24 protein-coding genes are annotated in these 25,203 nt (G+C 72.2%); 9 read left to right on the forward strand and 15 right to left on the reverse strand.

Translation table 11 applies throughout. The annotated features are described in order from the left end of the window. Positions 1–113: 113 nt before the first annotated feature. The 3 genes from AC07AZ_RS29945 to AC07AZ_RS29955 all read right to left on the reverse strand — a co-directional run bounded on the left by AC07AZ_RS29945 (position 114) and on the right by AC07AZ_RS29955 (position 2,514). On the reverse strand, positions 114–1,058 hold the full coding sequence (locus tag AC07AZ_RS29945) for an SPFH domain-containing protein (RefSeq protein WP_478853207.1): 945 nt from the start codon (positions 1,056–1,058) through the stop codon (positions 114–116). 131 nt (positions 1,059–1,189) lie between these two features. Next, positions 1,190–1,624, reverse strand: a complete 435-nt coding sequence (locus AC07AZ_RS29950) for an NfeD family protein (protein ID WP_478853209.1) — start codon at positions 1,622–1,624, stop codon at positions 1,190–1,192. A 92-nt stretch (positions 1,625–1,716) separates the two neighbouring features. Beyond that, on the reverse strand, positions 1,717–2,514 hold the full coding sequence (locus AC07AZ_RS29955) for an ABC transporter ATP-binding protein (RefSeq protein WP_478853211.1): 798 nt from the start codon (positions 2,512–2,514) through the stop codon (positions 1,717–1,719). Positions 2,515–2,665: 151 nt separating this feature from the next. On the opposite strand from AC07AZ_RS29955, the gene AC07AZ_RS29960 reads away from it, so the two are divergent. Then, positions 2,666–3,445 (forward strand): hypothetical protein, encoded by a 780-nt coding sequence (locus AC07AZ_RS29960; protein ID WP_478853213.1) that lies wholly within the window; start codon positions 2,666–2,668, stop codon positions 3,443–3,445. Between the two features lie 161 nt (positions 3,446–3,606). Here AC07AZ_RS29960 and AC07AZ_RS29965 read toward each other — a convergent pair whose 3' ends face one another. From AC07AZ_RS29965 to AC07AZ_RS29980, 4 genes are all read right to left on the reverse strand, one after another. Continuing rightward, on the reverse strand, positions 3,607–3,846 hold the full coding sequence (locus tag AC07AZ_RS29965) for a chaplin (RefSeq protein ID WP_478853215.1): 240 nt from the start codon (positions 3,844–3,846) through the stop codon (positions 3,607–3,609). Positions 3,847–4,034: 188 nt separating this feature from the next. After that, positions 4,035–4,280: a chaplin ChpE gene (chpE, locus tag AC07AZ_RS29970; RefSeq protein ID WP_478853217.1), complete on the reverse strand. Its 246-nt coding sequence runs from the start codon at positions 4,278–4,280 to the stop codon at positions 4,035–4,037. Positions 4,281–4,459: 179 nt separating this feature from the next. Beyond that, a complete protein-coding gene (locus AC07AZ_RS29975; protein WP_478853219.1) occupies positions 4,460–5,101 on the reverse strand; it encodes a response regulator in 642 nt (213 codons plus the stop codon). Continuing rightward, on the reverse strand, positions 5,094–6,239 hold the full coding sequence (locus tag AC07AZ_RS29980; protein ID WP_478853221.1) for a GAF domain-containing sensor histidine kinase: 1,146 nt from the start codon (positions 6,237–6,239) through the stop codon (positions 5,094–5,096). The genes AC07AZ_RS29975 and AC07AZ_RS29980 overlap by 8 nt, the downstream gene beginning before the upstream one ends. Before the next feature lie 216 nt (positions 6,240–6,455). Between AC07AZ_RS29980 and AC07AZ_RS29985 the strand changes: the two genes are divergently transcribed. The 3 genes from AC07AZ_RS29985 (at position 6,456) to AC07AZ_RS29995 (ending at position 9,355) form a co-directional block, all read left to right on the forward strand. Next, the gene (locus AC07AZ_RS29985) at positions 6,456–7,151 is read left to right on the forward strand and encodes an SDR family NAD(P)-dependent oxidoreductase (protein ID WP_478853223.1); all 696 of its coding nucleotides are present in this window, start codon (positions 6,456–6,458) and stop codon (positions 7,149–7,151) included. After that, positions 7,148–8,287, forward strand: a complete 1,140-nt coding sequence (locus AC07AZ_RS29990; RefSeq protein WP_478853225.1) for an S-adenosylmethionine:tRNA ribosyltransferase-isomerase — start codon at positions 7,148–7,150, stop codon at positions 8,285–8,287. The genes AC07AZ_RS29985 and AC07AZ_RS29990 overlap by 4 nt, the downstream gene beginning before the upstream one ends. A 321-nt stretch (positions 8,288–8,608) precedes the next feature. Further along, positions 8,609–9,355, forward strand: coding sequence for a transglycosylase SLT domain-containing protein (locus AC07AZ_RS29995; protein WP_478853227.1), 747 nt, complete (start codon positions 8,609–8,611; stop codon positions 9,353–9,355). Positions 9,356–9,463: 108 nt separating this feature from the next. Here the strand turns inward: AC07AZ_RS29995 and AC07AZ_RS30000 are convergent, their stop codons facing one another. Continuing rightward, positions 9,464–11,974: an ABC transporter ATP-binding protein/permease gene (locus tag AC07AZ_RS30000; protein WP_478853229.1), complete on the reverse strand. Its 2,511-nt coding sequence runs from the start codon at positions 11,972–11,974 to the stop codon at positions 9,464–9,466. Positions 11,975–12,213: 239 nt separating this feature from the next. Here AC07AZ_RS30000 and AC07AZ_RS30005 point away from each other — a divergent pair, with 239 nt between their 5' ends. Together AC07AZ_RS30005 and serB are read left to right on the forward strand one after the other, a co-directional pair. Further along, the gene (locus tag AC07AZ_RS30005; RefSeq protein ID WP_478853231.1) at positions 12,214–14,586 is read left to right on the forward strand and encodes a streptophobe family protein; all 2,373 of its coding nucleotides are present in this window, start codon (positions 12,214–12,216) and stop codon (positions 14,584–14,586) included. A gap of 193 nt (positions 14,587–14,779) precedes the next feature. After that, entirely contained in the window at positions 14,780–15,988 is a 1,209-nt protein-coding gene (serB, locus tag AC07AZ_RS30010; protein ID WP_478853233.1) for a phosphoserine phosphatase SerB, read from the forward strand. A 755-nt stretch (positions 15,989–16,743) separates the two neighbouring features. On the opposite strand, the gene AC07AZ_RS30015 is transcribed toward serB, so the two are convergent. From AC07AZ_RS30015 to AC07AZ_RS30030, 4 genes are all read right to left on the reverse strand, one after another. After that, positions 16,744–17,262, reverse strand: coding sequence for a SixA phosphatase family protein (locus AC07AZ_RS30015; RefSeq protein ID WP_478853235.1), 519 nt, complete (start codon positions 17,260–17,262; stop codon positions 16,744–16,746). Positions 17,263–17,361: 99 nt separating this feature from the next. Next, the gene (locus AC07AZ_RS30020; RefSeq protein ID WP_478853237.1) at positions 17,362–17,568 is read right to left on the reverse strand and encodes a hypothetical protein; all 207 of its coding nucleotides are present in this window, start codon (positions 17,566–17,568) and stop codon (positions 17,362–17,364) included. Positions 17,569–17,762: 194 nt separating this feature from the next. Further along, positions 17,763–17,879 carry an SGM_5486 family transporter-associated protein gene (locus tag AC07AZ_RS30025; protein ID WP_356043957.1) on the reverse strand — a complete coding sequence of 39 codons (117 nt, stop codon included), beginning with the start codon at positions 17,877–17,879 and terminating at the stop codon, positions 17,763–17,765. Between the two features lie 47 nt (positions 17,880–17,926). Beyond that, complete coding sequence (locus AC07AZ_RS30030; RefSeq protein ID WP_478853239.1) at positions 17,927–19,252, reverse strand: CynX/NimT family MFS transporter; 1,326 nt, start codon at positions 19,250–19,252, stop codon at positions 17,927–17,929. Positions 19,253–19,334: 82 nt separating this feature from the next. Between AC07AZ_RS30030 and AC07AZ_RS30035 the strand changes: the two genes are divergently transcribed. Next, positions 19,335–20,030, forward strand: a complete 696-nt coding sequence (locus AC07AZ_RS30035; RefSeq protein WP_478853241.1) for a FadR/GntR family transcriptional regulator — start codon at positions 19,335–19,337, stop codon at positions 20,028–20,030. On the opposite strand, the gene AC07AZ_RS30040 is transcribed toward AC07AZ_RS30035, so the two are convergent. From AC07AZ_RS30040 to fabG, 3 genes are all read right to left on the reverse strand, one after another. Then, a complete protein-coding gene (locus AC07AZ_RS30040) occupies positions 20,005–20,358 on the reverse strand; it encodes a hypothetical protein (RefSeq protein WP_478853243.1) in 354 nt (117 codons plus the stop codon). The genes AC07AZ_RS30035 and AC07AZ_RS30040 overlap by 26 nt on opposite strands. 177 nt (positions 20,359–20,535) lie before the next feature. Further along, positions 20,536–21,303: an enoyl-ACP reductase FabI gene (gene fabI / locus AC07AZ_RS30045; protein ID WP_478853245.1), complete on the reverse strand. Its 768-nt coding sequence runs from the start codon at positions 21,301–21,303 to the stop codon at positions 20,536–20,538. A gap of 5 nt (positions 21,304–21,308) precedes the next feature. After that, a complete protein-coding gene (gene fabG / locus AC07AZ_RS30050) occupies positions 21,309–22,028 on the reverse strand; it encodes a 3-oxoacyl-[acyl-carrier-protein] reductase (RefSeq protein ID WP_478853247.1) in 720 nt (239 codons plus the stop codon). A 251-nt stretch (positions 22,029–22,279) separates the two neighbouring features. Between fabG and AC07AZ_RS30055 the strand changes: the two genes are divergently transcribed. Further along, positions 22,280–23,803 (forward strand): TldD/PmbA family protein, encoded by a 1,524-nt coding sequence (locus tag AC07AZ_RS30055; protein ID WP_478853249.1) that lies wholly within the window; start codon positions 22,280–22,282, stop codon positions 23,801–23,803. Beyond that, a complete protein-coding gene (locus AC07AZ_RS30060) occupies positions 23,800–25,194 on the forward strand; it encodes a metallopeptidase TldD-related protein (protein ID WP_478853251.1) in 1,395 nt (464 codons plus the stop codon). The genes AC07AZ_RS30055 and AC07AZ_RS30060 overlap by 4 nt, the downstream gene beginning before the upstream one ends. Positions 25,195–25,203: the final 9 nt, after the last annotated feature.

Here is a 25,203-nt window from a genome sequence, read left to right on the forward strand (position 1 = left end):
CAGACGGCCCCCCCCCCCCCCCCCCCACCCCCCCCCCACCCCCCCCCCCCCCCCCCCCCCCCCCCCCCCCCCCCCCCCCCCCCCCCCCCCCCCCGCTGCCGTGGGCGGGGACGTCAGTCGAGGGACGGCTTCTCGCGGCGTTCCGCGCCGGAGTTCCCGGAGTTGCCACCGCCGGAGTTGCCGCCGCCGCCGAAGTTGCCGAAGGCGCCGGACAGGCCCTTGAGGGCGTCGCCGATCTCGCTGGGCACGATCCAGAGCTTGTTGGCGTCGCCCTCGGCGATCTTCGGGAGCATCTGGAGGTACTGGTAGGAGAGCAGCTTCTGGTCCGGGTCGCCGGCGTGGATGGCCTCGAAGACCGTACGGACGGCCTGGGCCTCGCCCTCGGCGCGCAGGGCCGCGGCCTTGGCCTCGCCCTCGGCGCGCAGGATCTGGGACTGCTTCTCTCCCTCGGCGGTGAGGATGGCCGCCTGGCGCGTGCCTTCCGCGGTGAGGATCGCGGCGCGCTTGTCACGGTCGGCGCGCATCTGCTTCTCCATCGAGTCCTGGATGGAGGTGGGCGGCTCGATGGCCTTGAGCTCCACGCGGTTGACGCGGATGCCCCACTTGCCGGTGGCCTCGTCGAGGACTCCGCGCAGGGCCGCGTTGATCTCCTCGCGGGAGGTCAGGGTCCGTTCCAGGTCCATGCCGCCGATGATGTTGCGGAGGGTGGTGACGGTCAGCTGCTCGATGGCCTGGATGTAGCTGGCGACCTCGTAGGTCGCGGCGCGCGCGTCGGTCACCTGGTAGTAGATGACCGTGTCGATGTTCACGACCAGGTTGTCCTGGGTGATCACCGGCTGCGGCGGGAACGGCACGACCTGTTCACGCAGGTCGATGCGGTTGCGGATGGTGTCTATGAACGGGACGACGATGTTGAGGCCCGCGTTGAGTGTCCGGGTGTAGCGGCCGAAGCGTTCGACGATGGCCGCGCTCGCCTGCGGGATGACTTGGATCGTCTTGATCAGGGCGATGAAGACCAGCACCACCAGAATGATCAGAACGATGATGACCGGTTCCATCGTCGGCTTCCCGTGCCCTTCTTTGCATCGGCGTTTTCGGAGGATCTTATGCTTGTTGAAGATCTTGCTGGTCGAGTCTGACAGACCGTCGTTTGGCCCGTGGGGCGTTCCGTCCAGTACGTCGTGCGAGGTCACATGACGATCGCCGTGGCGCCTTCGATGTCCACGACGTCGACTTCCTGACCCACCTCGTAGGCGCGGTCGGTGTCGAGCGAGCGCGCCGACCAGATCTCCCCGGCGAGTTTGATCCGGCCACCGCCGGAGCCGTCGACGCGCTCCAGCACGACGGCCTGCTTGCCCTTCAACGCGTCGATTCCGGTGGCGAGTTGGGGTCGCTGACCGCGATGCCGGGTGGCGATGGGCCGTACGACGGCGATGAGCGCGACCGACACGGCGGCGAAGACGAGCACCTGGACGACGACACCGCCGCCGAGTCCGGCGACGATCGCGCCCGCGACGGCGCCCACGGCGAGCATGCCGAACTCCGGCATCGCGGTCACCACGAGCGGGATTCCGAGCGCTGCCGCGCCGACCAGCCACCACACCCATGCGTCGATGTCGTTCACATGGTCATGGTAGGTCCGCAAGTCCCGCCGCGGACAGGGCGCGATGGGGCGGGAAGGGGCTTTCTACCGTTGATTTCGCGGTAGTTCAGGGTTTACGACAGCGGGAGGCCCTGTGCGGTCCAGCGCTCGCCGACCTGCTCGACGACGAGCGGGAGGCCGAAGCAGAGGGAGAGGTTGCGGGAGCTGAGTTCGAGCTCCAGCGGGCCGGCGGCCAGGACCCTGCCCTGGCGGATCATCAGGACGTGGGTGAAGCCGGGCGCGATCTCCTCGACGTGGTGCGTCACCATGATCATCGAGGGGGCGATCGGGTCGCGGGCGAGGCGGCCGAGGCGGCGTACGAGGTCCTCGCGGCCGCCGAGGTCGAGGCCGGCGGCCGGCTCGTCGAGGAGCAGCAGCTCGGGGTCGGTCATCAGGGCGCGGGCGATGAGGGTGCGCTTGCGCTCGCCCTCGGAGAGGGTGCCGAACCTGCGGTCCAGGAAGTCGCTCATGCCGAGGCGGTCGAGGAAGGCGCGGGCGCGCTGCTCGTCGATGTCCTCGTACTCCTCCTGCCAGCCGGCGGTCATGCCGTAGGCGGCGGTGAGCACGGTCTGCAGGACGGTCTGGCGCTTGGGCAGCTTGTCGGCCATGGCGAGACCGGCCATGCCGATGCGGGGGCGCAGTTCGAAGACGTCGGTACCGGGGCGGCCGAGGGTCTCGCCGAGGATGGTGGCGCTGCCCTGGCTGGGGTAGAGGTAGCTGGAGGCGACGTTCAGGAGGGTGGTCTTGCCGGCGCCGTTCGGGCCGAGGATGACCCAGCGCTCGCCCTCCTTGACCGACCAGGAGACCTGGTCCACCAGAGCCCGGCCCTCACGGACCACGGATACGTCCTGAAGCTCCAGAACATCGCTCATGAGCGCGTTGTCTCCCCTTGCAGTGTGGCCGGTCTCGGCTGTCGCGTTCGCCTGTGGCGTGGTCCGGCGCGCCGGTGGGCGCAGCCCTCAAGGAAATCTACGCCACCGGCCGGCCGCTCCATTCCATCGGTCCGGTCCTTAGGGTGGGGCCATGCTTTCGGAACCACGTTCAGGACGCCTCGCAGCCTGGGGAAATGCCCTGTTGGCCGGACTTGTCTCGCCGGACGACGCCGTGCTCGCCATCGTCGGTGAGGATGCGGTGCACCGTGTGGAGGGGCTGCCGGGTGAGTCGGGTCCCGTCGGTCTGACGCTCGCTCTCGGGCGGCTGCGGACGCTCGGGGCGAGCGGGCTGCGGGTCGCGCTGCCCGCGCCCGGGCATCCGCTGGGGCTGAGCGGACCGCCGGAGTTCAACGCGCGGGCGCTGGACGCCGAGGAGGCGGTGGTCTGCTTCGGGACTGCGCTCGGGCTGGTTCCGGAGGTGTACGAGGCCGGGCCCGCCGGTGACGTCCACGTCGAGGTGGTGTGGCACTGCCTGCCGGTGCGGGAGGCGCCGCCCGCCGACGTGCCGTCGCTGGGTGAGGCCGAGCGGGAGCTCGCGGAGGCCCTGCGGGAGGCGACCGAGGTGCTGTCGCGGCTGGATCTCGCCGGGTCGGGGCCGGTGGCCGAGGCGGCGATCAACGCGTACCGGGCACGGGCCGAGCGGGGGCGGGAGGCTCTGGCGCCGGGGTATCCGCCACGGGCGGTGCGGGTGCTGGAGCTGGCGCGGCGGGTGGCGTTGCTGGTGTCACTGGCGTACGAGAACGGGCCCGGCGGTGCGGTGAGCGCCTCCGAGCTGGCCGTGCGGGCGCAGGCGCTGCGGCCGGTGGAGCGGACGGCGCGGCGGGCGCAGGTGGCGGCGTACAACTCGATGGTGGAGGAGCGTGAGCGGTGAGTCTCACGGCGTGGTGACCGCCTCGGGGTAGCGCCCCTGGGGCTCCTGTCGGCCCCTGCCGGCCTTGTCCTCAAGGGCCGGCAGGGGCTCTGGTGGTCGCACGCGCGGGAGGGGCCCCGCGAGTCCTCGTCGACTCGTGGGGCCCCTCCGGGTGGTGCGGGTCAGCCGTTGACGCCGGTGTTGCCGAACGCGGGGTTCAGCAGACCGATGACGTTCACGCTGTCACCGACCACGTTCACCGGGATGTGGACCGGGACCTGGACGAGGTTGCCGGAACCGACACCCGGCGACTTCACGGCCGCGCCCTCGGCACCCGCGTCGGCGAAAGCGGCACCGGCGGACGCGCCGGCGGCGATACCGGCGACGGTGAGCGCTACGGCTGCCTTCTTGGCGATGTTCATGAGAAGCGTTCCTCCTGCGTTTGCGTGTTCGACCCGGCCGCGGGTCGTTGGCTGGTGAACGCGGCGGTGCTCCGTAACGGCACGCGTCACCGGCTTCAAGCGCCCGTTCGGGTCAATGGAACGTACAAGCTGACCGGCCTCCCGGGAGGCCCGGGAGGCCGGAGGTCACCACCTGCCGACGGCAGGGGTCAGTGGTTGAGGCCGAGGTTGCCGAAGGCCGGGTTCAGCACCCCGATCACGTTCACGCTGTTGCCGACCACGTTGACCGGGATGTCCACGGGGGCCTGCACGAGGTTGCCCGAGGCGACGCCGGGCGAGCCGGCGGCCTGGCCGTGGGCGACGGCGCCGTCGGTGGCGGAGGCCATCCCGGCACCGGCGGCGATCAGCCCGCCGGCCACCATCGTCACGGCCGCCGCCTTCTTCAGCTTGTTCACTTCTGAGCCCTCCTGGTGATGACCGCGGCAGTCGCCGCGGCACGCACTGGAGAACGGCGGAGATCCCCGAAGGATGCGCCATCCGGGGGACATTCCCACGACGGTATGAATCTCAGCCCGGAACGCAACCATCCGTATTGCCGTACCGGATCGCTCCGGCGCACCACCCGGAGCGCGAATCAGCCGGTCACGCCATGGCGCACGGCCCACAGGGCGGCCTGGGTGCGGTCGGCGAGGTCGAGTTTCATCAGGATGTTCGAGACGTGCGTCTTGACGGTCTTCTCGGAGAGCACCAGCGCCCGGGCGATCTCCCGGTTGGAGCGGCCGTCCGCTATCAGGGTCAGCACCTCGCGCTCCCGCTCCGTCAGCGAACCGCCCCTGCCGTGGCCCGAGTTGGTGACCTCTTGGGACAACAGCGCGCCCGCGACCTCGGGTTGGAGCAGGATGTGGCCGGCGTGGACGGAGCGGATGGCGCCGGCCAGGGCGTCGGGGTCCACGTCCTTGTAGACGTAGCCGGCGGCGCCCGCGCGCAGGGCGGGGACCACCGTGCGCTGCTCGGTGAAGCTGGTGACGATCAGCACGCGCGCGGGATTGTCCAGGTCGCGCAGCTTGCGGAGGGCCTCCACGCCGTCCATTCCGGGCATCTTGACGTCCATGAGGACGACGTCCGGCTTGAGTTCCTCGGCGCGGGCCACTCCCTCGGCGCCGTCCCCCGCCTCGCCCACCACCTCGATGTCGTCCTGCACCTCCAGGAAGGTGCGCAGACCCCGGCGGACCACCTGGTGGTCGTCGACGAGCAACACCCTGATCGCGTCAGCCACCGGGGACCTCCATCTCGATCGTGGTGCCCTTTCCGGGCGCCGATTCGACGGTCAGGCCGCCGCCGGCGCCGTCCGCCCGGTCCCGCATGGAGACCAGACCGAGGTGGCGGCCGCCGCGCCGCACGGACTGCGGGTCGAAGCCGCACCCGTCGTCCGTGACCCGCAGGACGGCCCCGCCGGCACGCCGGTCCAGGGTGACGTCGACGTGCTGGGCGCCGGAGTGCCGCAGTGCGTTGTGCAGGGCCTCCTGGGCGACGCGGAGCACGGCTTCCTCCTGGGCGGCGGGCAGCGCCCGGACACCGTCCGCGCCGAAGGTCACGCGCGCCGTGTGGGCGCGGTCGAGGACCTGGACGTGGGTGCGGAGGGTGGCGACCAGGCCGTCCTCGTCCAGGGCCGCGGGGCGCAACTCGACCACGGCCGCGCGCAGTTCGTCGGCGGCCTCCGCGGCGAGCGCGGCCACCTGCTGCAACTCGCCCTTGGCGCGGGAGGGGTCGCGGTCGACCAGGGCGGCGGCCGCCTGGGCCGTCAGGCGCAGGGAGAACAGCTTCTGGCTGACCGCGTCGTGCAGTTCGTGGGCGAGCCGGGAGCGTTCCTCGGCGATCGTCAGCTCCCGGCTGCGTTCGTAGAGCCGCGCGTTGGTGAGGGCGATCGCCGCGTGCTGGGCGAGCAGCGCGAGCAGTTCCTCGTCCTCGGGGGTGAAGCCGCAGGTCCCCCGTCGTCTCGCGCAGTTCTTGTTGGCGAGGAACAGCGCGCCGATGACCTCGTCGCCGTCCCTGATGGGCAGGCCGAGGAAGTCGGACATGTCGGGGTGGGCGGCGGGCCAGCCCTCGAAGCGGGGGTCCTGGCGCACGTCGGCGAGGCGCTCGGTCCTCGCCTCGCGCAGCATCGCGGCGAGGATGCCGTGCTGGCGTGGGAGGGGGCCGATGGCCTTCCACTGGGCGTCGCTGACGCCGTCGACGACGAACTGGGCGAAGCCGCCGTGGTCGTCGGGGACCCCGAGGGCGGCGTACTGGGCGTCGAGCAGTTCACGGGCCGAGGCCACGATCGTCTTGAGGACGTCGCGGACCTCCAGGTGTCTGCTCATGGCCAGCAGCGCGGAACTCACCGCCGCGAGGCCGGACCGGGGGCCTTGACTCATGTCCTCACGGTACCGGCGGCCTGTGACAGCGCGGATCGGACCGGTGACGGCCACCGGCCCGGTCTGTGGTCCTAGGACCGGAGTCGCGGATCGACGGCGTAGGACGAAGGGCCCCGCCGTCCTGCGGCCTGCGCCCGAGGCGGGACGGGCGGGCCCGTTCCTAGCGTGGGGCCGGCGTCGCGCGGACGGCGCGACGGACGAGGGGACGGTGGAGACATGCCGGTGGCGATGATCACGGGAGCGTCGAAGGGGCTGGGCCGGGCGCTCACCGAGGCGCTGGCCGCCAGGGGCTGGGACCTGGTGCTGGACGCCAGGGGGGCCGGGGCGCTGACGGAGGCGGCGAAGGCGGTCGCCGCGCACGGTACGCGCGTCGAGGCACTGCCGGGGGACGTCACGGACGCCGGGCACCGCGCCGGTCTGGTGGCCGCGGCGAGCGGTCTCGGCGGCCTGGACCTGCTGGTGCACAACGCGAGCGCGCTGGGGGCCGAGCCGCTCGTACGGCTGGCCGAGCTGCCCCTGGAGGGGCTGCGGCGGGCGCTGGAGGTCAACGTGGTGGCCGCGCTGGGCCTGGTCCGGGAGGCGCTGCCGCTGCTGCGCGCGTCGGCGGCGGGGGCGGTGATCGCGGTCAGCTCGGACGCGGCTGCCGAGGCGTACGAGACGTGGGGCGGTTACGGGGCGTCGAAGGCGGCCCTCGACCAGCTGACGGCGGTCCTGGGCGTGGAGGAGCCGGAGCTGCGCGTCTGGGCGGTGGACCCCGGGGACATGGCCACGGACCTGTACGCGGCGGCCGTACCGCTGGACGACGAGCCGCGACCGGCACCGGAGCGGGTGGTGCCGGCGTTCCTGCGGCTGCTGGACGAGCGTCCGGTGAGCGGCCGCTACAGGGCTCCCGCGCTGGTGGAGGGGCGATGACGCTGGCGGTGCGGGTGCCGGAGGCGTTGTCTGCGCGGGTGCCGGCGGAGCAGCGCGGACCCGGGCTGGGCCGGGAGGCCGTACGGCTGCTGGTGTCGCGTGGCACGGAGGTGTCGCACCACGCGTTCGCGGAGCTGCCACGGCTGCTGCGGGCCGGGGACCTGCTGGTCGTCAACACGTCCGTGACGCTGGCCGCCGCCGTCGACGGACGGATGGGGCGCGCGCGCGTGGTGGTGCACTTCTCCACGCGCGGGGACGACGGGCGGTGGGCGGTCGAGCTGCGGGAACCGGACGGGCGGGGCACCACGCGCGCGCGTGCGGGCGGGCCCGCCGGAACGCAGGTCCGGTTGCCCGGGGGGACGCGGCTGGTCGTGGAGGAGCCGGTCAGTCCGGGCGCCGAGCGGTTGTGGTGGGCCCGGGTGTGCGGGCCCGAGGTGCTCGGGGCGCCGCGCGCACCGGGGGCCGGGGTGCTCGCGACAGCGTGCGCTCCGGGGGCCGGGGTGCTCGGGATGCTACGGGAGTTCGGGCGGCCGATCCGTTACTCCTACACCGAGCGCGACCAGCCGCTGTCCGCGTACCAGACGGTGTTCGCGCTGCCGTCCGCCGACGGGGCGGGCAGCGCGGAGATGCCGAGCGCGGCGCGGCCCTTCACCGCGCGGCTGGTGGCGGAGCTGGTGAGCCGGGGCGTGCAGTTCGCCCCGGTCACGCTGCACACGGGGGTGGCGTCGGCGGAGTCGCACGAACCGCCGTATCCGGAGCGGTTCGCGGTGCCGGAGGCGTCGGCGCGGCTGATCAACACGGTGAAGGCGGGTGCGGGCCGGGTCGTCGCGGTCGGTACGACGGCCGTGCGGGCGGTGGAGTCCGCGGCGGGCGGCGACGGGGTGGTCCGGGCGGCCGAGGGCTGGACGGGGCTCGTGGTGACCCCGGAACGGGGCGTGCGGGTGGTGGACGGGCTGCTGACCGGGCTGCACGAGCCGCAGGCGTCGCATCTGCTGATGCTGGAGGCGGTCGCCGGGCGTGCCGCGGTCGACCGCGGGTACGAGCAGGCGGTGGCCGGGCGCTACCTGTGGCACGAGTTCGGGGACGTGCACCTCCTCCTCCCTCCTTCCGCTGGAGCGGAGAACTCCTCACGCTGAGCATTGCGCCCGCAACCGCCGGTGAGGTCAGGGGTGGCGCCGTGTGAGCCCGCGCATAGGGCGCAGATCACGTACGAAGGGGCATAGGAGACGGACATGTCCCTTATGAGCGGCACGGACGGTCCAGTCTGTCCCGATTTGCCATTCCCTGATCCACTATCGAGGATCGTACGTCACACCTTTGCCTCAGGATTTTGCGGCCGCTAAGAATTGCTCCCGTCGCTCAGCGCCGCGGATGTCGTCCGCGGCGTTTGTGCCGGAAGCACCCGTCCCCGCCGGACGAAGAGCGACCTCCGCGCTATCCGAAGAGGTCCGTCAGCCATGCCCCAGAACACCACTGCCCGAAGTCAGCGTCGCGTTCTCACCAGGCCGCACAGGGCCGCGATCGCCGGTGTCGCCGCTCTCGGTGCCGCCGCCCTGGCGTTCACCACCGTGCCGGGTCACGGGCAGACCACCACCTCCGACGCCTCCGTCTCCTCGGCGCGGGTGGCGTACACCTCGGAGCAGTTCAAGGGCGCGGCTGAGCAGTTCAAGGGCACGGCGGACGTCACCGAGCAGTTCGCCCGCACCAGCCTGCAGGGCGAGGCCGCCGCCAAGAAGAAGGCCGCGGCGGACGCTGTCGCGAAAAAGAAGGCCGCGGCCGAGGCCGCCGCGAAGAAGAAGGCCGAGCGGGAGCGCAGGGCCAGGCAGACGGCGAGCCGGTCGGTCAAGCGCATCGAGTTCAAGACCGTCGCCGCGAAGACCTACGCGAACAACCTGGACGGCTGGATCAGGCACTCGCTCGACATCATGAAGTCCAAGGGCATCCCGGGCTCCTACAACGGCCTGCACCGCAACATCATGCGGGAGTCCTCGGGCAACCCGAAGGCGATCAACGGCTGGGACATCAACGCCATCAACGGCATCCCCTCCAAGGGTCTGCTCCAGGTGATACCGCCGACCTTCACGGCCTACCACGTCGCCGGGACCTCCTGGAACATCTACGACCCGGTGGCCAACATCACCGCGGCCGCCAACTACGCGGCGGACAAGTACGGCTCGATCGACAACGTCAACAGCGCGTACTGAGGTCGGCGCGGACCTCTGCACGCGGACGCCGAAGGGCGGCACCCTCCTGACGGGGTGCCGCCCTTCGGCGTCGTACGACCACTTCCACCGCGAGTGCTGCCACGACGGCTACTTGCGCATGACCTCGGGCTCGTGGCGGCGCAGGAAGCGGGCCACGAAGAAGCCGCAGATCACGCCGAGGACGACCAGCGCGGCCATGTCCATGGTCCAGGCGCCGACGGTGTGCTCCCACAGCGGGTCCGTGGCGCCCCCGTCCTTGGGCGGGCTGATCTTGTTGAAGTCGAGCGTGGCGCCCGCGGCACCGACCGCCCAGCGCGAGGGCATCAGGTACGAGAACTCGTTGACGCCCACCGCTCCGTTCAGGGTGAACAGGCAGCCGGTGAACACGACCTGGATGATCGCGAACATGACCAGCAGCGGCATGGTCTTCTCCGCCGTCTTCACCAGCGAGGAGATGATCAGGCCGAACATCATCGCGGTGAAGCCGAGGGCCATGACCGGGATGGACAGCTCCAGCATGGTGGCGCTGCCGAGGACCAGGCCCTGCTTCGGGATCTCACGGCTCGCGAACCCGATGACGCCGACCATCAGGCCCTGGAGCACGGTGATCACGCCGAGCACGAACACCTTCGACATCAGGTACGCGGAGCGGGACAGGCCGGTCGCGCGCTCCCGCTCGTAGATGACCCGTTCCTTGATCAGTTCACGGACGGAGTTGGCCGCGCCGGCGAAGCAGGCGCCGACCGCGAGGATCAGCAGGACCGTGGTCGCGGTGCCGTTCGGGATGATCCTGCCCTGCGCGTTGGGCGGGTTGGGCAGCAGGCTGTTGCCGGAGTCGATGAGCAGGCTCACCGCGCCCAGGACGGCCGGCAGGATCACCATCAGCGCCAGGAAGCCCTTGTCCGAGGCGATCACCGAGGTGTAGCGGCGCACCAGAGTGACGAACTGCGACATCCAGCCCTGCGGCTTCGGCGGCTTCATGGCCTGCATCGGCGGCATCTGTACGGACTGTGCGGCGACGGCGTCGATGTCCGCGGCGTACATCTGGTAGTGCTGTGAGCCCCTCCAGCGTCCCGCCCAGTCGTAGTCGCGGTAGTTCTCGAAGGCGGAGAAGACGTCGGCCCAGGTGTCGTAGCCGAAGAAGTTCAGCGCCTCCTCCGGCGGACCGAAGTAGGCGACCGCGCCGCCGGGCGCCATCACGAGGAGCTTGTCGCAGATCGCCAGCTCGGCCACGGAGTGCGTGACGACGAGGACCGTACGGCCGTCGTCGGCGAGGCCGCGCAGCAGCTGCATGACGTCACGGTCCATGCCCGGGTCGAGGCCGGAGGTCGGCTCGTCCAGGAAGATCAGCGACGGCTTGGTGAGCAGTTCCAGGGCCACGGAGACACGCTTGCGCTGGCCGCCGGACAGGGAGGTGACCTTCTTCTCCTTGTGGATGTCCAGCTTCAGCTCGCGCAGCACCTCGTCTATGCGGGCCTCGCGCTCGACGCCGGTGGTGTCCGCCGGGAAGCGCAGCTTGGCCGCGTACTTGAGGGCCTTCTTGACGGTCAGTTCCTTGTGCAGGATGTCGTCCTGCGGGACCAGACCGATGCGCTGGCGCAGTTCGGCGAACTGCTTGTACAGGTTGCGGTTGTCGTAGAGGACGTCGCCCTGGTTGGCCGGGCGGTAGCCGGTGAGCGCCTTGAGCAGCGTCGACTTGCCGGAGCCCGAGGGGCCGATGACCGCGATGAGCGACTTCTCCGGGACGCCGAAGGAGACGTCCTTGAGGATCTGCTTGCCGCCGTCGACCGTGACGGTCAGGTGACGGGCCGAGAAGGACACCTCACCGGTGTCGACGAACTCCTCGAGACGGTCGCCGACCAGGCGGAACGTCGAGTGACCGACACCGACGATGTCGTTCGGGCCGAGCAGCGCCGAGCCGCCCTTGGCGATCGGCTGGCCGTTGACGTAGGTGCCGTTGTGCGAGCCCAGGTCGCGGATCTCGAACCGGTCGTCGGGCGTGGCGTGGAACTCGGCGTGGTGACGGGAGACCTGGAGGTCGGAGACGACCAGTTCGTTCTCCAGGGCACGGCCGATGCGCATGACCCGGCCGAGCGAGAACTGGTGGAACGTGGTCGGGCTGCGGTCGCCGTAGACCGGCGGCGCCCCCGCGCCACCACCGGGGCCCTGCTGCTGCGGGAACGGCGGGGCGGCGGCCTGTTGCGGCCTCTGCCAGCCTGCCTGCGGGGTCTGCGGCTGCGGAGGAGCCTGCTGCGCCCAGCCCGGACCCGCGCCCTGCGCCGCGAACGGCTGCTGCTGCGGCTGCGCCTGGGGCGTCGCCACGGCGGCGGTGCCGCTGACGCTCACGAGCGGTCCGTCGGTCGCGTTGCCGAGGTGGACGGCCAGTCCGGGGCCGATCTCCATCCGGTGAATCCGCTGCCCGCGCACGTACGTGCCGTTGGTACTGCCGTGGTCCTCGATCGCCCAACCGCCGCTCCCCCAGCTGATCGTGGCGTGACGCCAGGACACCCTGGCGTCGTCGAGCACGATGTCCCCCTGCGGATCACGTCCGAGGGTGTACGGCCTGGACGCGTCGAGCGTCCAGGTCCTGCCATTCGATTCCAGTACGAGTTCCGGCACTCCATGCCCCACTGAGTAGTCCCCCGAGTTACCCCCAACACAGGGAGTCTAGGGATGTCGAACATCGTCGGGAACTATTTCAGGCTCGGCCCCCTGACCGAAAGCCGGGCCTTGTGAAGACCGCGCGCGGGCGCTTGCGCCGTTTCCGTTGACGGGGTTGAAACCGGCCCGGAGAGTGGTAATCCACGCGAGGGGGACAAGTGCGGTGGCCGGCCGCGCCGTGGATCGGGGGGTCTGCCATGAGGTCGTCGACGAGCGTCATCACCACCACGCCGTACGACACGAAGGTGCCGTGGGGCGACGTACTGCTGTCCGCGATCGCCGCGGTGAGCTGGGCGTTGATCGGGATGGCGGCCACGGCCGCGCTCGGTCTGCATCTGCTGGAGGCGGACACGGCGGGCTCGCTCGGCCCGATGACCGCGGCCGTCGTGGCGCTCGCGGCGGGTGGTTCCGTCACGCCGTCGGGCGACGTCTCCGCGTTCGGCCTGTCGGGCGCGCAGGCGAACACCGCCGTCGAGATCACGCCACTGGGCGTGAGTCTGGTCGGTGCCCTGCTGCTGACCTGGTTCTTCCTACGGTCCCTGCGGGCGGCGGGAGTTGTGATCACGCCCGCCGAACTCCTCGCGCGCGCGGGTGCGGTGGTGGCGCTGTTCGTCGCGATGCTGGGCGGGCTCGCCTGGGCCGGTCATGACGTCATCACGATCGACGGGGGCAAGCTGGGGCTGGACGACCTGCCCGGCGGCGGCGGTGGGGGCGGCGGTCTCAACGTTCCGGGGCTCGGTGACATCGGCGGACTGCTGCCGGACCGGCTCGGTGACCTCGTGCACGCGAAGGCGGCGGTCGGCTTCACCGTCGACACCGCGCCCACCCTGCTCGGCGGCCTCGCCTGGTCGGCCGGGATCCTGCTGATCGCCCTGCTCGCCTCGCGCCGCACCCCCCTGCCGCGCGGCCTCGACGTCGCCCACCGGGTGGTGCGGCCGGCCACGTCCGCGCTCGTCACGGTGCTGCTGACGTCCGTGGCGGCGGGGCTCGCGGCCGCCGCGTACGCGGCGATCGGCGACGACCATCCCAAGCGGATCGCGGGCGCGGCGCTGCTCGGCGCGCCCAACGGCACCTGGCTGGGCATCCCGGTCGGCCTGTTCGTGCCGTACGACGGACAGGCCACCGGCGTACTGACCAAAGTGCTGCCGCATCCGCTCGACGACCTGCTGAGCACGAGGTCCGACCGGCCGGTCACCCTGGGACGCCTGGCCGAACTGGACGGACGGGTGTGGCTGCTGGGCGTCGCCGCCGCCCTGATGATGCTGCTGGCGGGGGTACTGGCGGCGGTACGAACACCGGTGGCGGGTGGAGCGGGGGCCGGGATCGGGGGCGTCGGCGGAGCCGGGGCCGGTGGAGTGGGCGGGATCGGTGGAGTCGGCGGGGCCGTGCCGGACGAGGGTGCCCTCGGTTTCGCGGGGCGATGTGCGCTGCGGCTCGGTGTCGCGACCGCGCTGACGCTGCCGCTGCTCGGGTGGCTGACCACGGTCTCGGTGGACGCCTCGCTGTCCGTGCTCGGCTTCGACGCCTTCGGGGCGGGGGTCCGGCTGAGCGGACACCTCGGCATGGCGCTCGTCCTCGGCGCGCTCTGGGGCGCCGGGGCGGGGGCAGTCGGGGCCCTGCTGGCCCGGGCGTGCGGCGCCGCGGGACGACGGGCGGCGCCACTGGCACGGGGTGTCGCGGCGGGATCGGGGACGTGGTCGGGGCCAAAGGAGCCTGGCGGGGCGGGAGTCGGGGTGCCGGGAGGGCCGGGTGATGGGGTGCCGGCGAGCGGGCCGCTGGGACGTCCGGGGTACGCGGATCCGGCCGGGGCGGGGCACGGTCCGTACGGGAGCGGGGCCGCGTCCCACTCCGGCGGGCGCACGCCGTACGAGAACCGGAGCGGGCCCTACGGCGGGACCGGGCCCTCGGCGGAAGGGACCGGGCCGTCCGCGGATGGGTCCGGACCGTATGCGGGACGGCCCGGGTCGTACGCGGGGCAGGGTGGTGAGCCGCACGGGGAGCGGGGTGGCGGGCCGTCCGGGGAGCGTGCCGGTGCGGGTGGATCGCCTGCGGGTGAACATGGGGCGCGGGCCGGGGAGTCCGGGGCGCCGGCCGGTGCGGGCGGGCGGCCGTCCCCGCGCGTGCCCGACCCCCCTGCCGGCGCATCGGGGCCGTACGTGCCCGGAACGCCGTACCGTCCGCCGAACCCGGACACCAATCCGTATCTGCGGATGCCGGACCGGGCGCGCGGCGAGGAGCCGGAACCGCGGGATGCCCGGCCGAACGAGTTGCGGGAACCGCAGGACGCGCGACCCGAATCCGAGGACGCGGGAGGGGTGGGCGACGGGCCCCGCCCGCCGGATGCGGCTCCGCCCGCCGGTGAGGGGCGGCGGCCCGGGGGCTCCCGGCCGTCTCCCGACGTGTACGGCGCACCCACGGTGGCCCGGCCGCTCGCCCCGCCCCCGCGGTCGCCGCAGCGGCCGCCGAGGTCGCAGCCGGACAAGGGCCGGTCACCGTCCTCCGACGACGGGCCTCCGCCGCCGCCACCGCCACCGCCCGCTCCGCCTCGCCGGCCCAGGGGTCCACGGTGATCGAGAGCGGGGCCCGGAACGGTTCCCGGGCGTCCGTGCGCCGACGCGGGAGCGGCCCCGGCGTAGGCTGTTCGTGGCCGGCCGGTGGGCCGGCCGCAAGGCTTTCGCCACCGCTTCGACACCGATTGTTCCGTGTCCGTCAGGCGGACCTCCCGCGCGTGAGGCACTGCGTGCCGGATACGGTGAGAACACCATGGACGCTTCGCAGACCTCCGACGTACCCACTCTTCTCGTCAAGATCTTCGGCAAGGACAAGCCGGGCATCACGGCCGGTCTCTTCGACACCCTCGCCGCCTTCTCCGTCGACGTGGTCGACATCGAGCAGGTCGTCACCCGGGGGCGGATGGTGCTCTGCGCGCTCGTGACCGAGCCACCGCAGGGACTCGAGGGCGACCTGCGCTCCACCGTCCACAGCTGGGCGGAGTCGGTGAAGATGCAGGCCGAGATCATCTCCGGCCGGGGCGACAACCGGCCGCGCGGACTCGGCCGTTCCCTGGTCACCGTGCTGGGCCACCCGCTCACCGCCGAGGCCACGGCTGCGGTCGCCGCCAGGATCACCAAGGCCGGCGGCAACATCGACCGTATCTTCCGCCTCGCCAAGTACCCGGTGACGGCCGTGGAGTTCGCCGTGTCCGGCGTGGAGACCGAGCCGCTGCGCACCGCGCTGGTGACCGGCGCGGCGGAGGTCGGTGTCGACGTGGCGGTCGTGGCGGCGGGGCTGCACCGGCGCGCGCAGCGCCTGGTCGTCATGGACGTGGACTCGACGCTCATCCAGGACGAGGTGATCGAACTCTTCGCAGCGCACGCCGGCTGCGAGGACGAGGTCGCCGAGGTGACGGCGGCCGCCATGCGCGGGGAGCTGGACTTCGAGCAGTCGCTGCACGCGCGCGTGGCGCTGCTGGAGGGGCTGGACGCGTCGGTGGTGGACAAGGTGCGCAGCGAGGTCCGGCTGACGCCGGGCGCGCGCACGCTGATCCGCACGCTGAAGCGGCTCGGCTTCCAAGTGGGCGTCGTCTCGGGCGGGTTCACCCAGGTCACGGACGATCTCAAGGAGCGGCTCGGGCTGGACTTCGCCCAGGCGAACACGCTGGAGATCGTCGACGGGAAGCTGACGGGCAAGGTCACCGGCGAGATCGTCGACCGGGCGGGCAAGGCACGGCTGCTGCGGCGGTTCGCGGCCAAGGCGGGTGTCCCGCTCTCGCAGACGGTCGCGATCGGCGACGGCGCGAACGACCTGGACATGCTGAACGCGGCCGGCCTCGGGGTCGCCTTCAACGCCAAGCCGGTGGTACGGCAGGCCGCGCACACCGCGGTGAACGTCCCGTTCCTGGACACGGTCCTGTACCTGCTGGGCGTCACCCGCGAAGAGGTCGAGGCGGCCGACGCGCACGTGGAGGACTGAGCCCGACCGGGTCCTCCCGAGTCCTCCGGGTCCTCCCGAGTCCTCCGAGTCCTCGCGGGGCGGTCGGTGGCGGCACGAAGCCGACCGGGGCCGCTGAGAACCTGCGGGCCGGGCGGAAGCAGGTGGGGGAAACCGGCGGACCCGCTCGGACCGGCCAGGAGCCGGCAGAGGGCGGTGGGATCAGGCGGCGGGCCTCGGGGACGGCGGACGCCGTGGAGAGCGGCGTAGGCCGGTGGCCACCGGCAGGCGGGCCTCGGGAGGGAGCGACCGGACAGGGCTCTGGGGCTCCCGGGCCCGTGGCGGGCGGTACGGCGCCGAGACGACCGTGGGACGGGCGGTACGGGCGGGAGACGACCGGGGCGGCGGGCCGTACGGCGCAAGACGCCCCTTTGAGGCAGCCCACGGGGGTCGTGAGCACCCCCGCGCCCCTTGTGTCCCCCGCGTCGGCCGGTGCCGTGAGCCGCCGCCCGGGCGGCGGCGAGACCACCACGGCGGGACAGAGCAGCCGAAGGACGTCCAGGCCGACACGTACCGCATCCCGACAGCGCCGCGGGGCGACACGCAGCGGGCGGCACGGCCCGGCAGGAACCCGCCACCCCGCCGGCCACGCCCGGCAGGACCGGCCGACGGCGGACGGCACACGGCGGAGCCGCCGCGCCCCGGAGCCGCACCCCACCCGCACTCACGAGCCGCACCCGACCGCAACAACAGGCACCGGGACTCCCCCACGCCCGGAACGGACCGCCCAGCCCCCGTCAGTCCGAAGGTGCCCAGTAGTCCGTCAGTCTCGCCGCGCCCGGTTCCAGGCTCTTCCAGGGGGCGTCGAAGGACAGCACGGCGAAGGCCGCGGCCGGGAAGCCGCGGCCGTTCATCCGCTCTCGGGCGTCTCCCTCGGCCGAGCCGGCCAGGACGTCGGTGAGGCCCTGCACGCCGGGGTTGTGGCCGATCAGGATCACGTCCTGCGCGTCGTCGGGGGTTTCGTTGAGAAGCGCGATCAGCTCGCCGGGCGAGGCATCGTAGATCCGCTCCTCGTAGACGGTTTTCGGCCGGTGCGGGAGCTCGTGGACGGCGAGCTTCCAGGTCTCCCGGGTGCGGACCGCGGTGGAGCAGAGGGCCAGGTCGAAGGGCATGCCGCTGTCGGCCAGCCTGCGTCCGGCGACCGCGGCGTCCAGGCGGCCCCGCTCAGCGAGCGGCCGCTCGTGGTCGGGGACCTCTGGCCAGTCGGCTTTCGCATGCCGGAAGACAATGATCTTGCGGGGTTCTGCGACGCTCATAGCACCCAGCTTCGCATGAAACACGCCATGCGGCGCAAGGAGTTGACATGCGGCTTCACCGGTGCGAAGTGATCACGGGGACGGGCCCGGCACCCCAGGTCAGCGGCCGAGCAGCTCCTGCAGGCGCTGGAAGACCTGGGTGATCGCGGGGTCACCGGTCGCGGCCTGCGCGTCGGACGGGTTGAGTATCAGCACGAGCAGCGCGATGAAGGCGAGCGCGGGCAGCGCCAGGGCCCACCAGGGCAGCCGGATGTCGACGCCGCCCCGGGTAGCCGGGTGGGGCCGGGTGTGCGTAGGGGCCGACATGAGTGCCTCCGCGGGTCATCGGGTGGTCCGTGGTCGAGATCCGTGTCCGCCCGTCGCGGTCACATCTCGAAGCTACGGAATCCGCGGGTCCCAACCCATCCGGAGATCCACCCAGTTGACCCTGACACCCGCCCCCTAGGGGACGGGGGGCCAACCCCACCACCGGTCCGACGCGGGACCGGTCCCGGGTCCGGTCAGGGTGAGGCGATCGACGCGATGACGGCGATGATCACGAAGATGGCGAAGAACGCGCCGAAGACGAGCAGCATCTTCTTCTGGCCGTTCTGGGGATTCGGATCGAGCACTGGCATACGGCAAGTCTCGCACCCGCCGACCGCGCCGGCTCCGCCGGGGGACGTCAGCGTGCCGCCTCCTCCTCCACCGTGCGGTCACGCCCCGCCAGGACGCCGACGGCCATCTGCGGGATCATCAGTGCGGCCATCAGCGCGATGGGCGGGCCCCAGCCGCCGCTGTGCTGGTAGAGCACGCCGACCAGGAGCGGGCCCGGGATCGAGATGAGGTAGCCGGTGCTCTGCGCGAAGGCCGACAGCTGGGCGACGCCCGCGCCGGTCCCGGCCCGCATGCCGACCATGGTCAGGGCCAGCGGGAAGGCGCAGTTGGCGACACCGAGCAGCACCGCCCAGGCCCAGGCCCCGCCGGCCGGCGCGAAGTAGAGGCCGGCGTATCCGGCGAGGCCGCAGACCCCCAGCACGAGCACGACGGGGCCCTGCTGGGGCAGCCGGGTGGCGACGCGCGGGATGACGAGGGCCAGCGGCACGCCCATCACCATGGTGACGGCCAGGAGCAGCCCCGCCGTGCCGGCGGAGACGCCCGCGTCGCGGAAGATCTGCGGCATCCAGCCCATCGTGATGTACGCGGCGGTGGCCTGGAGCCCGAAGAACACGGCGAGCGCCCAGGCGGTACGGCTCCGGCTGATCCGCAGCGCGGTGACCGCACCCTGCCCGGGCTTCCCGGCGGCCTCGTCGTGCCCGGCCGGACGACGCCCCGCCGGCCGCTCGGCGGGCGCGGCGGCCCGGTGTCGTACGAACGGGATCCAGGGCAGTACGGCCGCTGCCGCGAGGGCCGCCCAGACGGCCAGGCCCGACTGCCAACTGCCGCCGAGCGCCCTCGTCATGGGCACGGTCACCGCGGCCGCGGACGCGGTGCCGAGAGCGAGGGCCATCGAGTACAGGCCGGTCATGGAGCCGACCCGGTCCGGGAACCACTGCTTGACGATGACGGGCATCAGGACGTTGCTGACCGCGATGCCCATGAGCGCGAGGGCGCTGCCGGCCAGGAAGCCGGCCGTACCGCCCGCGTAGGGGCGTATGAGCAGGCCGGCGGTGATGGCGGCCATGCCGGCGCAGACCACCGCGCCGGCCCCGAAGCGGCGGGCGAGCCGGGGTGCGGTGACGCCGAACACGGCGAAGCAGAGCGGGGGCACGGAGGTGAGGAGCCCGGCGACGCCGCCGCTCATGCCGAGGCCGTCGCGGACCTCTTCGAGGAGGGCGCCGAGGCTGGTGATGGCGGGCCGCAGGTTGAGCGCGGACAGCACGATGCCGACGACGAGCAGTCTCGTCGTCCACTTCGCCGTCCCCGCGCGCGGGGTGGGTTCGGGGGTCCTGCGCGCCACCGGGACGGCGCCGGGTGCGGACGTCGTGGTCCGGGTCTCCTCACGTGCCATGGGGACCATCATAGAATCATGGGATGATTGGTTGTCCATCCCGAGGCCGCCCGCTCCGGCCCCGCCCGTGCGAAGGTGTGCCATGCCTCTGAGCCATCCCCGCCGCTCGGCGTTGTCCGAACAGGTCATCGCCGCGCTGCGGAACCAGATCACCGCGGGCGAGTGGCCGGTCGGCTCCCGGATCCCGACGGAACCCGAGCTGGTCGAGCAGCTGGGCGTCGCACGCAACACCGTCCGCGAGGCCGTCCGCGCACTCGCGCACAACGGCCTGCTGGACATCCGCCAGGGCTCCGGCACCTACGTCGCGGCCACCAGCGAACTGGCCGGCGTGATGCACCGCCGGTTCGCCGACGCGGACCCGCGGCACATCGCGGAACTGCGCTCCACACTGGAGTCGACGGCCGCGCGCCTGGCCGCGGAGCGGCGCACCGAGAAGGACCTCAAGCAGCTCGACACCCTCCTCGTACGGCGGGAGGATGCCTGGGAGTCGGGTGACAGGGAGGCGTTCGTGGCCGCGGACGCGACCTTTCATCTGGCGGTGGTGGCGGCGTCCCACAACGACGTGATGACGGCGATGTACGCCGACCTGGGCGAGGTGCTGCGGGACTGGCTGCGCGCGGACGTCGGCGAGGAGCTGACGCCGGAGACCCACATGGACCACGCGCGGCTCGTCGACGCGATCCGCGCGGGCGACGGGGCGGCGGCCGCGGCGGAGGGCGCCGGCTATCCGCTGCGGTGCCGCCCGGGCCGGCTCAGCTCGCCCGCCGCTGGTGGCTGACCCACGCCGAGGCGACCTCCTTCCAGCAGCGCCCGGTGAGCCGTACGGTCGTCGCGGGCCCGGCGTCCACCGGGGCGCTGTCGGTGTCCAGGTCCCACCAGCGGTCGCACTCGACGTGCAGACTCACCCGGTCGGTGTCGACATAGGGGTTGTGGCAGTAGGCGACCACGTGGGAGCCGAGGACACTGGTGCGGCACGCGGCGCCGAAGGGCTCCGGGGGATGCGATCCGCCGACGCGCACGCGCGCGTGCGGGATCGCCTCGTACGGCAGGGACATCACGAGCGCGACGGCGACGGTCACTGAGGCCAGACTGCGGGACAGGCGCACAAGGGGACCTCCTCGGCCGTACTGGGGAGGGGGAACACGCGAGGGACGCTTTCTCCAGGGTGCCGGTGCGCACCGCGCTCCCGCCCGGCGGGTGGGCCGACCGGGTGACACGCCGAGGGCCCGCGTCCAGCTGGACGCGGGCCCTCGAACGGTCGGCCTGAGCCGGTACGGCAGCGGTCACGCACCGACGGCGTGCAGCCCGCCGTCGACGTGGACGATCTCGCCGGTGGTCTTCGGGAACCAGTCGCTCAGCAGGGCGACGACACCCCTGCCGGCCGGCTCCGGGTCCTTGAGGTCCCACTCCAGCGGGGCGCGGTTGTCCCACACGGAGGCCAGCTCACTGAAGCCGGGGATGGACTTGGCGGCCATCGAGCCGAGCGGGCCCGCCGAGACCAGGTTGCAGCGGATGTTCTGCTTGCCCAGGTCACGCGCCATGTAACGGCTGGTGGCCTCCAGGGCGGCCTTGGCCGGGCCCATCCAGTCGTACTGCGGCCAGGCGAAGGACGCGTCGAAGGTGAGGCCGACGACCGAGCCGCCGTTCTGCATCAGCGGCAGGCAGGCCATGGTGAGCGACTTCAGGGAGAACGCCGAGACGTGCATGGCCGTGGCGACCGACTCGAACGGGGTGTTGAGGAAGTTGCCCCCGAGCGCGTCCTGCGGCGCGAAGCCGATGGAGTGGACGACGCCGTCGAGACCGCCGAGTTCCTCGCCGACGATGTCGGCGAGACGGCCGAGGTGCTCGTCGTTCGTCACGTCGAGCTCGATGACCTTGGTGGGCCTGGGGAGCTTCTTGGCGATGCGCTCGGTCAGCGTGGGCCGCGGGAACGCGGTGAGGATGATCTCCGCGCCCTGCTCCTGGGCCAGTTTGGCGGTGTGGAAGGCGATGGAGGACTCCGTCAGCACACCGGTGATCAGGACGCGCTTGCCCTCGAGGATTCCGCTCATGGTGATCAGTGACCCATTCCCAGTCCGCCGTCAACGGGAATGACGGCTCCAGTGATGTACGAGGCGTCGTCCGAGGCGAGGAACCGCACCGTCGCGGCGACCTCCTCGGGCTGCGCGTACCGGCCGAGCGGTACCTGCTTCACGATGGTCTCGCGCTGCTCGTCGGTGAGCGCCTTGGTCATGTCGGTGTCGACGAAACCGGGCGCGACGACGTTGAAGGTGATGTTGCGCGAGCCCAGCTCGCGCGCGAGGGACCGGGCGAACCCGACCAGGCCGGCCTTGGAGGCGGCGTAGTTCGCCTGGCCGGGGCCGCCGTACAGCCCGACGACCGACGAGATGAGGACCACGCGGCCCCGCTTGGCGCGCAGCATCGCGCGGTTGGCGCGCTTGACGACGCGGAAGGTGCCGGTGAGGTTGGTGTCGAGGACCGAGGTGAAGTCCTCCTCGGACATGCGCATCAGGAGCTGGTCCTTGGTGATGCCCGCGTTGGCGATCAGGACCTCGACCGGGCCGTGCTCGGCCTCGATCTCCTTGTAGGCCTGCTCCACCTGCTCGGTGTCGGTGATGTCGCACTTGACTGCAAGGCAGCCGAGCTCCACGAGGGCGGCCGGCGGCTCACCCGAGCGGTATGTGATCGCGACCTTGTCGCCGGCGTCGGCGAACGCGCGGGCGATGGCGAGGCCGATGCCCCGGTTGCCTCCGGTGACGAGAACCGAGCGGCTCAACAGATCACCCTTTCGATAGCGGTCAGACGCACCCGCCCGGACAGCTGGGTGACAGGCGGCTTCCTCAAAAACCTATCGGTCCCGAACCGCCGACGAAGAATCGGGCACCGACAGTGGCTGTGGGGACTCACTGTCGGGTCCCTACAGAAAGTTGCCGGTCGCCGACCCAAACGTGTGGTCCGCGGGCCCGCCCGCGCGACATGATCGGGGCAACCACAGGTCACAGGTCACGACAACAAGGAGAGACCTCCGTGTCTCATACCATCGACGAAGCCTTCACGGCCCTACCCCTGCGCGCCCTCGCCGACGCCGCTCTCGCCCGCGCGCGTGCCCTCGGCGCGCAGCACGCCGACTTCCGGTTCGAGCGGGTGCGCAGCGCGTCCTGGCGGCTGCGGGACGCGCGGCTCGCCGGGTCGTCGGACACCACCGACCTCGGGTACGCGGTGCGGGTCGTGCACGGCGGTACGTGGGGCTTCGCCTCCGGGGTGGATCTGACGATGGACGCCGCCGCCCGGGTCGCCTCGCAGGCCGTGGCGATGGCGAAGCTGTCCGCGCAGGTGATCAAGGCGGCCGGTTCCGACGAGCGGGTGGAACTGGCCGACGAGCCCGTGCACGCCGACCGGACGTGGATCTCGTCGTACGAGACCGATCCGTTCTCCGTGCCCGACGAGGACAAGTCCGGGCTGCTCGCGGAGTGGAGCGCGCGGCTGCTGGCGGCGAACGGCGTCAACCATGTCGACGCCTCACTGCTCACCGTGCACGAGAACAAGTTCTATGCCGACACCGCGGGGACCGTGACCACGCAGCAGCGGGTGCGGCTGCATCCGCAGCTGACCGCCGTGTCGGTCGACGAGTCGAGCGGCGAGTTCGACTCCATGCGGACCGTCGCGCCGCCGGTGGGCCGCGGCTGGGAGTACCTCACGGGCACCGGCTGGGACTGGGAGAGCGAGCTGGAGCAGATCCCCGAGCTGCTCGCCGAGAAGATGCGGGCCCCGAGCGTCGAGGCAGGTCTCTACGACCTCGTGGTCGACCCGTCCAACCTGTGGCTGACCATCCACGAGTCCATCGGTCACGCCACCGAGCTGGACCGCGCGCTCGGTTACGAGGCCGCCTACGCCGGCACCTCCTTCGCCACCTTCGACCAGCTGGGGAAACTGCGGTACGGCTCCGAGCTGATGAACGTCACCGGTGACCGCACCGCCGAGCACGGCCTGGCGACCGTCGGCTACGACGACGAGGGCGTCGAGGGACAGTCCTGGGACCTGGTGAAGGACGGCACGCTCGTCGGCTACCAGCTGGACCGGCGGATCGCGAGGCTGACCGGGTTCGAGCGCTCCAACGGGTGCGCGTTCGCCGACTCCCCCGCGCACGTGCCGGTGCAGCGCATGGCCAACGTGTCGCTGCGGCCGGACCCGGCCGGGATGTCCACGGAGGACCTGATCGGGGGGGTCGACCGCGGGATCTACGTCGTCGGCGACCGGTCCTGGTCGATCGACATGCAGCGCTACAACTTCCAGTTCACCGGTCAGCGCTTCTTCCGGATCGACAACGGGCGGATCACCGGACAGCTGCGGGACGTGGCCTACCAGGCGACCACCACCGACTTCTGGGGTTCCATGGCCGCGGTGGGCGGCCCGCAGACGTACGTCCTGGGCGGCGCCTTCAACTGCGGCAAGGCCCAGCCCGGCCAGGTCGCCGCGGTCTCGCACGGCTGCCCGTCCGCCCTCTTCAAGGGCGTCAACATTCTGAACACCACGCAGGAGGCCGGCCGATGAGCGCGCGTACCCCCAAGCCGCACGAGGTCGTCGAGCGCGCCCTCGAACTGTCCCGGGCCGACGGCTGCGTGGTGATCGCCGACGAGCAGTCCACCGCGAACCTGCGCTGGGCGGGCAACGCGCTGACCACCAACGGTGTCACGCGCGGGCGCACCCTCACGGTCATCGCCACCGTCGACGGCAAGGAGGGCACCGCCTCCGGTGTCGTCTCCCGTTCGGCCGTGACCACCGACGAGCTGGAGCCGCTCGTGCGGGCGGCCGAGGCCGCCGCGCGCTCCGCCGGCCCCGCCGAGGACGCGCAGCCACTGGTGACGGGGGTGCCTCAGGCGCCCGACTTCACGGAACCGCCCGCCGAGACCACCTCCGCCGTGTTCGGCGACTTCGCCCCGGCACTCGGCGAGGCGTTCGCCCGCGCGCGTGCGGGCGGCCGCGAGCTGTACGGCTTCGCCAACCACGAACTGGTCAGCAGCTATCTCGGTACGTCGACCGGGCTGCGCCTGCGGCACGACCAGCCCAACGGCACGCTGGAGCTCAACGCCAAGTCCCCCGACCGGACGCGGTCGGCGTGGGCGGGGCGCTCCACGCGGGACTTCAAGGACGTCGATCCGGCCTCGCTGGACGCGGAACTGGCCGTACGCCTCGGATGGGCCGAGCGGCGGATCGACCTGCCGGCGGGCCGGTACGAGACGCTGCTGCCGCCGACGGCCGTCGCGGACCTGCTGATCTACCAGATGTGGTCGGCGTCGGGCCGGGACGCGGTGGAGGGCCGTACGGTCTTCTCCCAGCCCGGCGGCGGCACGCGTGTCGGCGAGCGGCTCACCGAGCTGCCGCTGACCCTGCGCAGCGACCCGCACGCGCCGGGCCTGGAGTCCGCGCCGTTCGTGCTCGCGCACTCCTCCGGCGGCGACCAGTCGGTGTTCGACAACGGGCTGCCGCTCACGGCCACCGACTGGGTGCGCGAGGGCGAGCTGGCCGGTCTGATGACCAGCCGGCACGGCGCGGCCCTCACCGGCCTGCCGGTGGCGCCGGCGATCGACAACCTGATCCTGACCGGCGGCGAGGACCGCTCCCTGGAGGACATGGTCGCGAGCACCGGGCGCGGGCTGCTGCTGACCTGCCTCTGGTACATCCGCGAGGTCGACCCGGCGACGCTGCTGCTCACCGGCTTGACCCGGGACGGCGTCTACCTGGTCGAGAACGGCGAGGTGAGCGGCGAGGTCACCAACTTCCGGTTCAACGAGTCGCCGGTCGACCTGCTGGGCCGGGCGACCGAGGCGGGCCGGACGGAGAAGACCCTGCCGAGGGAGTGGAGCGACTGGTTCACCAGGGCCGCGATGCCCGCGCTGCGCATCCCCGATTTCAATATGAGCTCTGTCAGCCAGGGCGTATAACCTCGTAGT

Source organism: Streptomyces sp. NPDC043878, assembly GCF_056435735.1.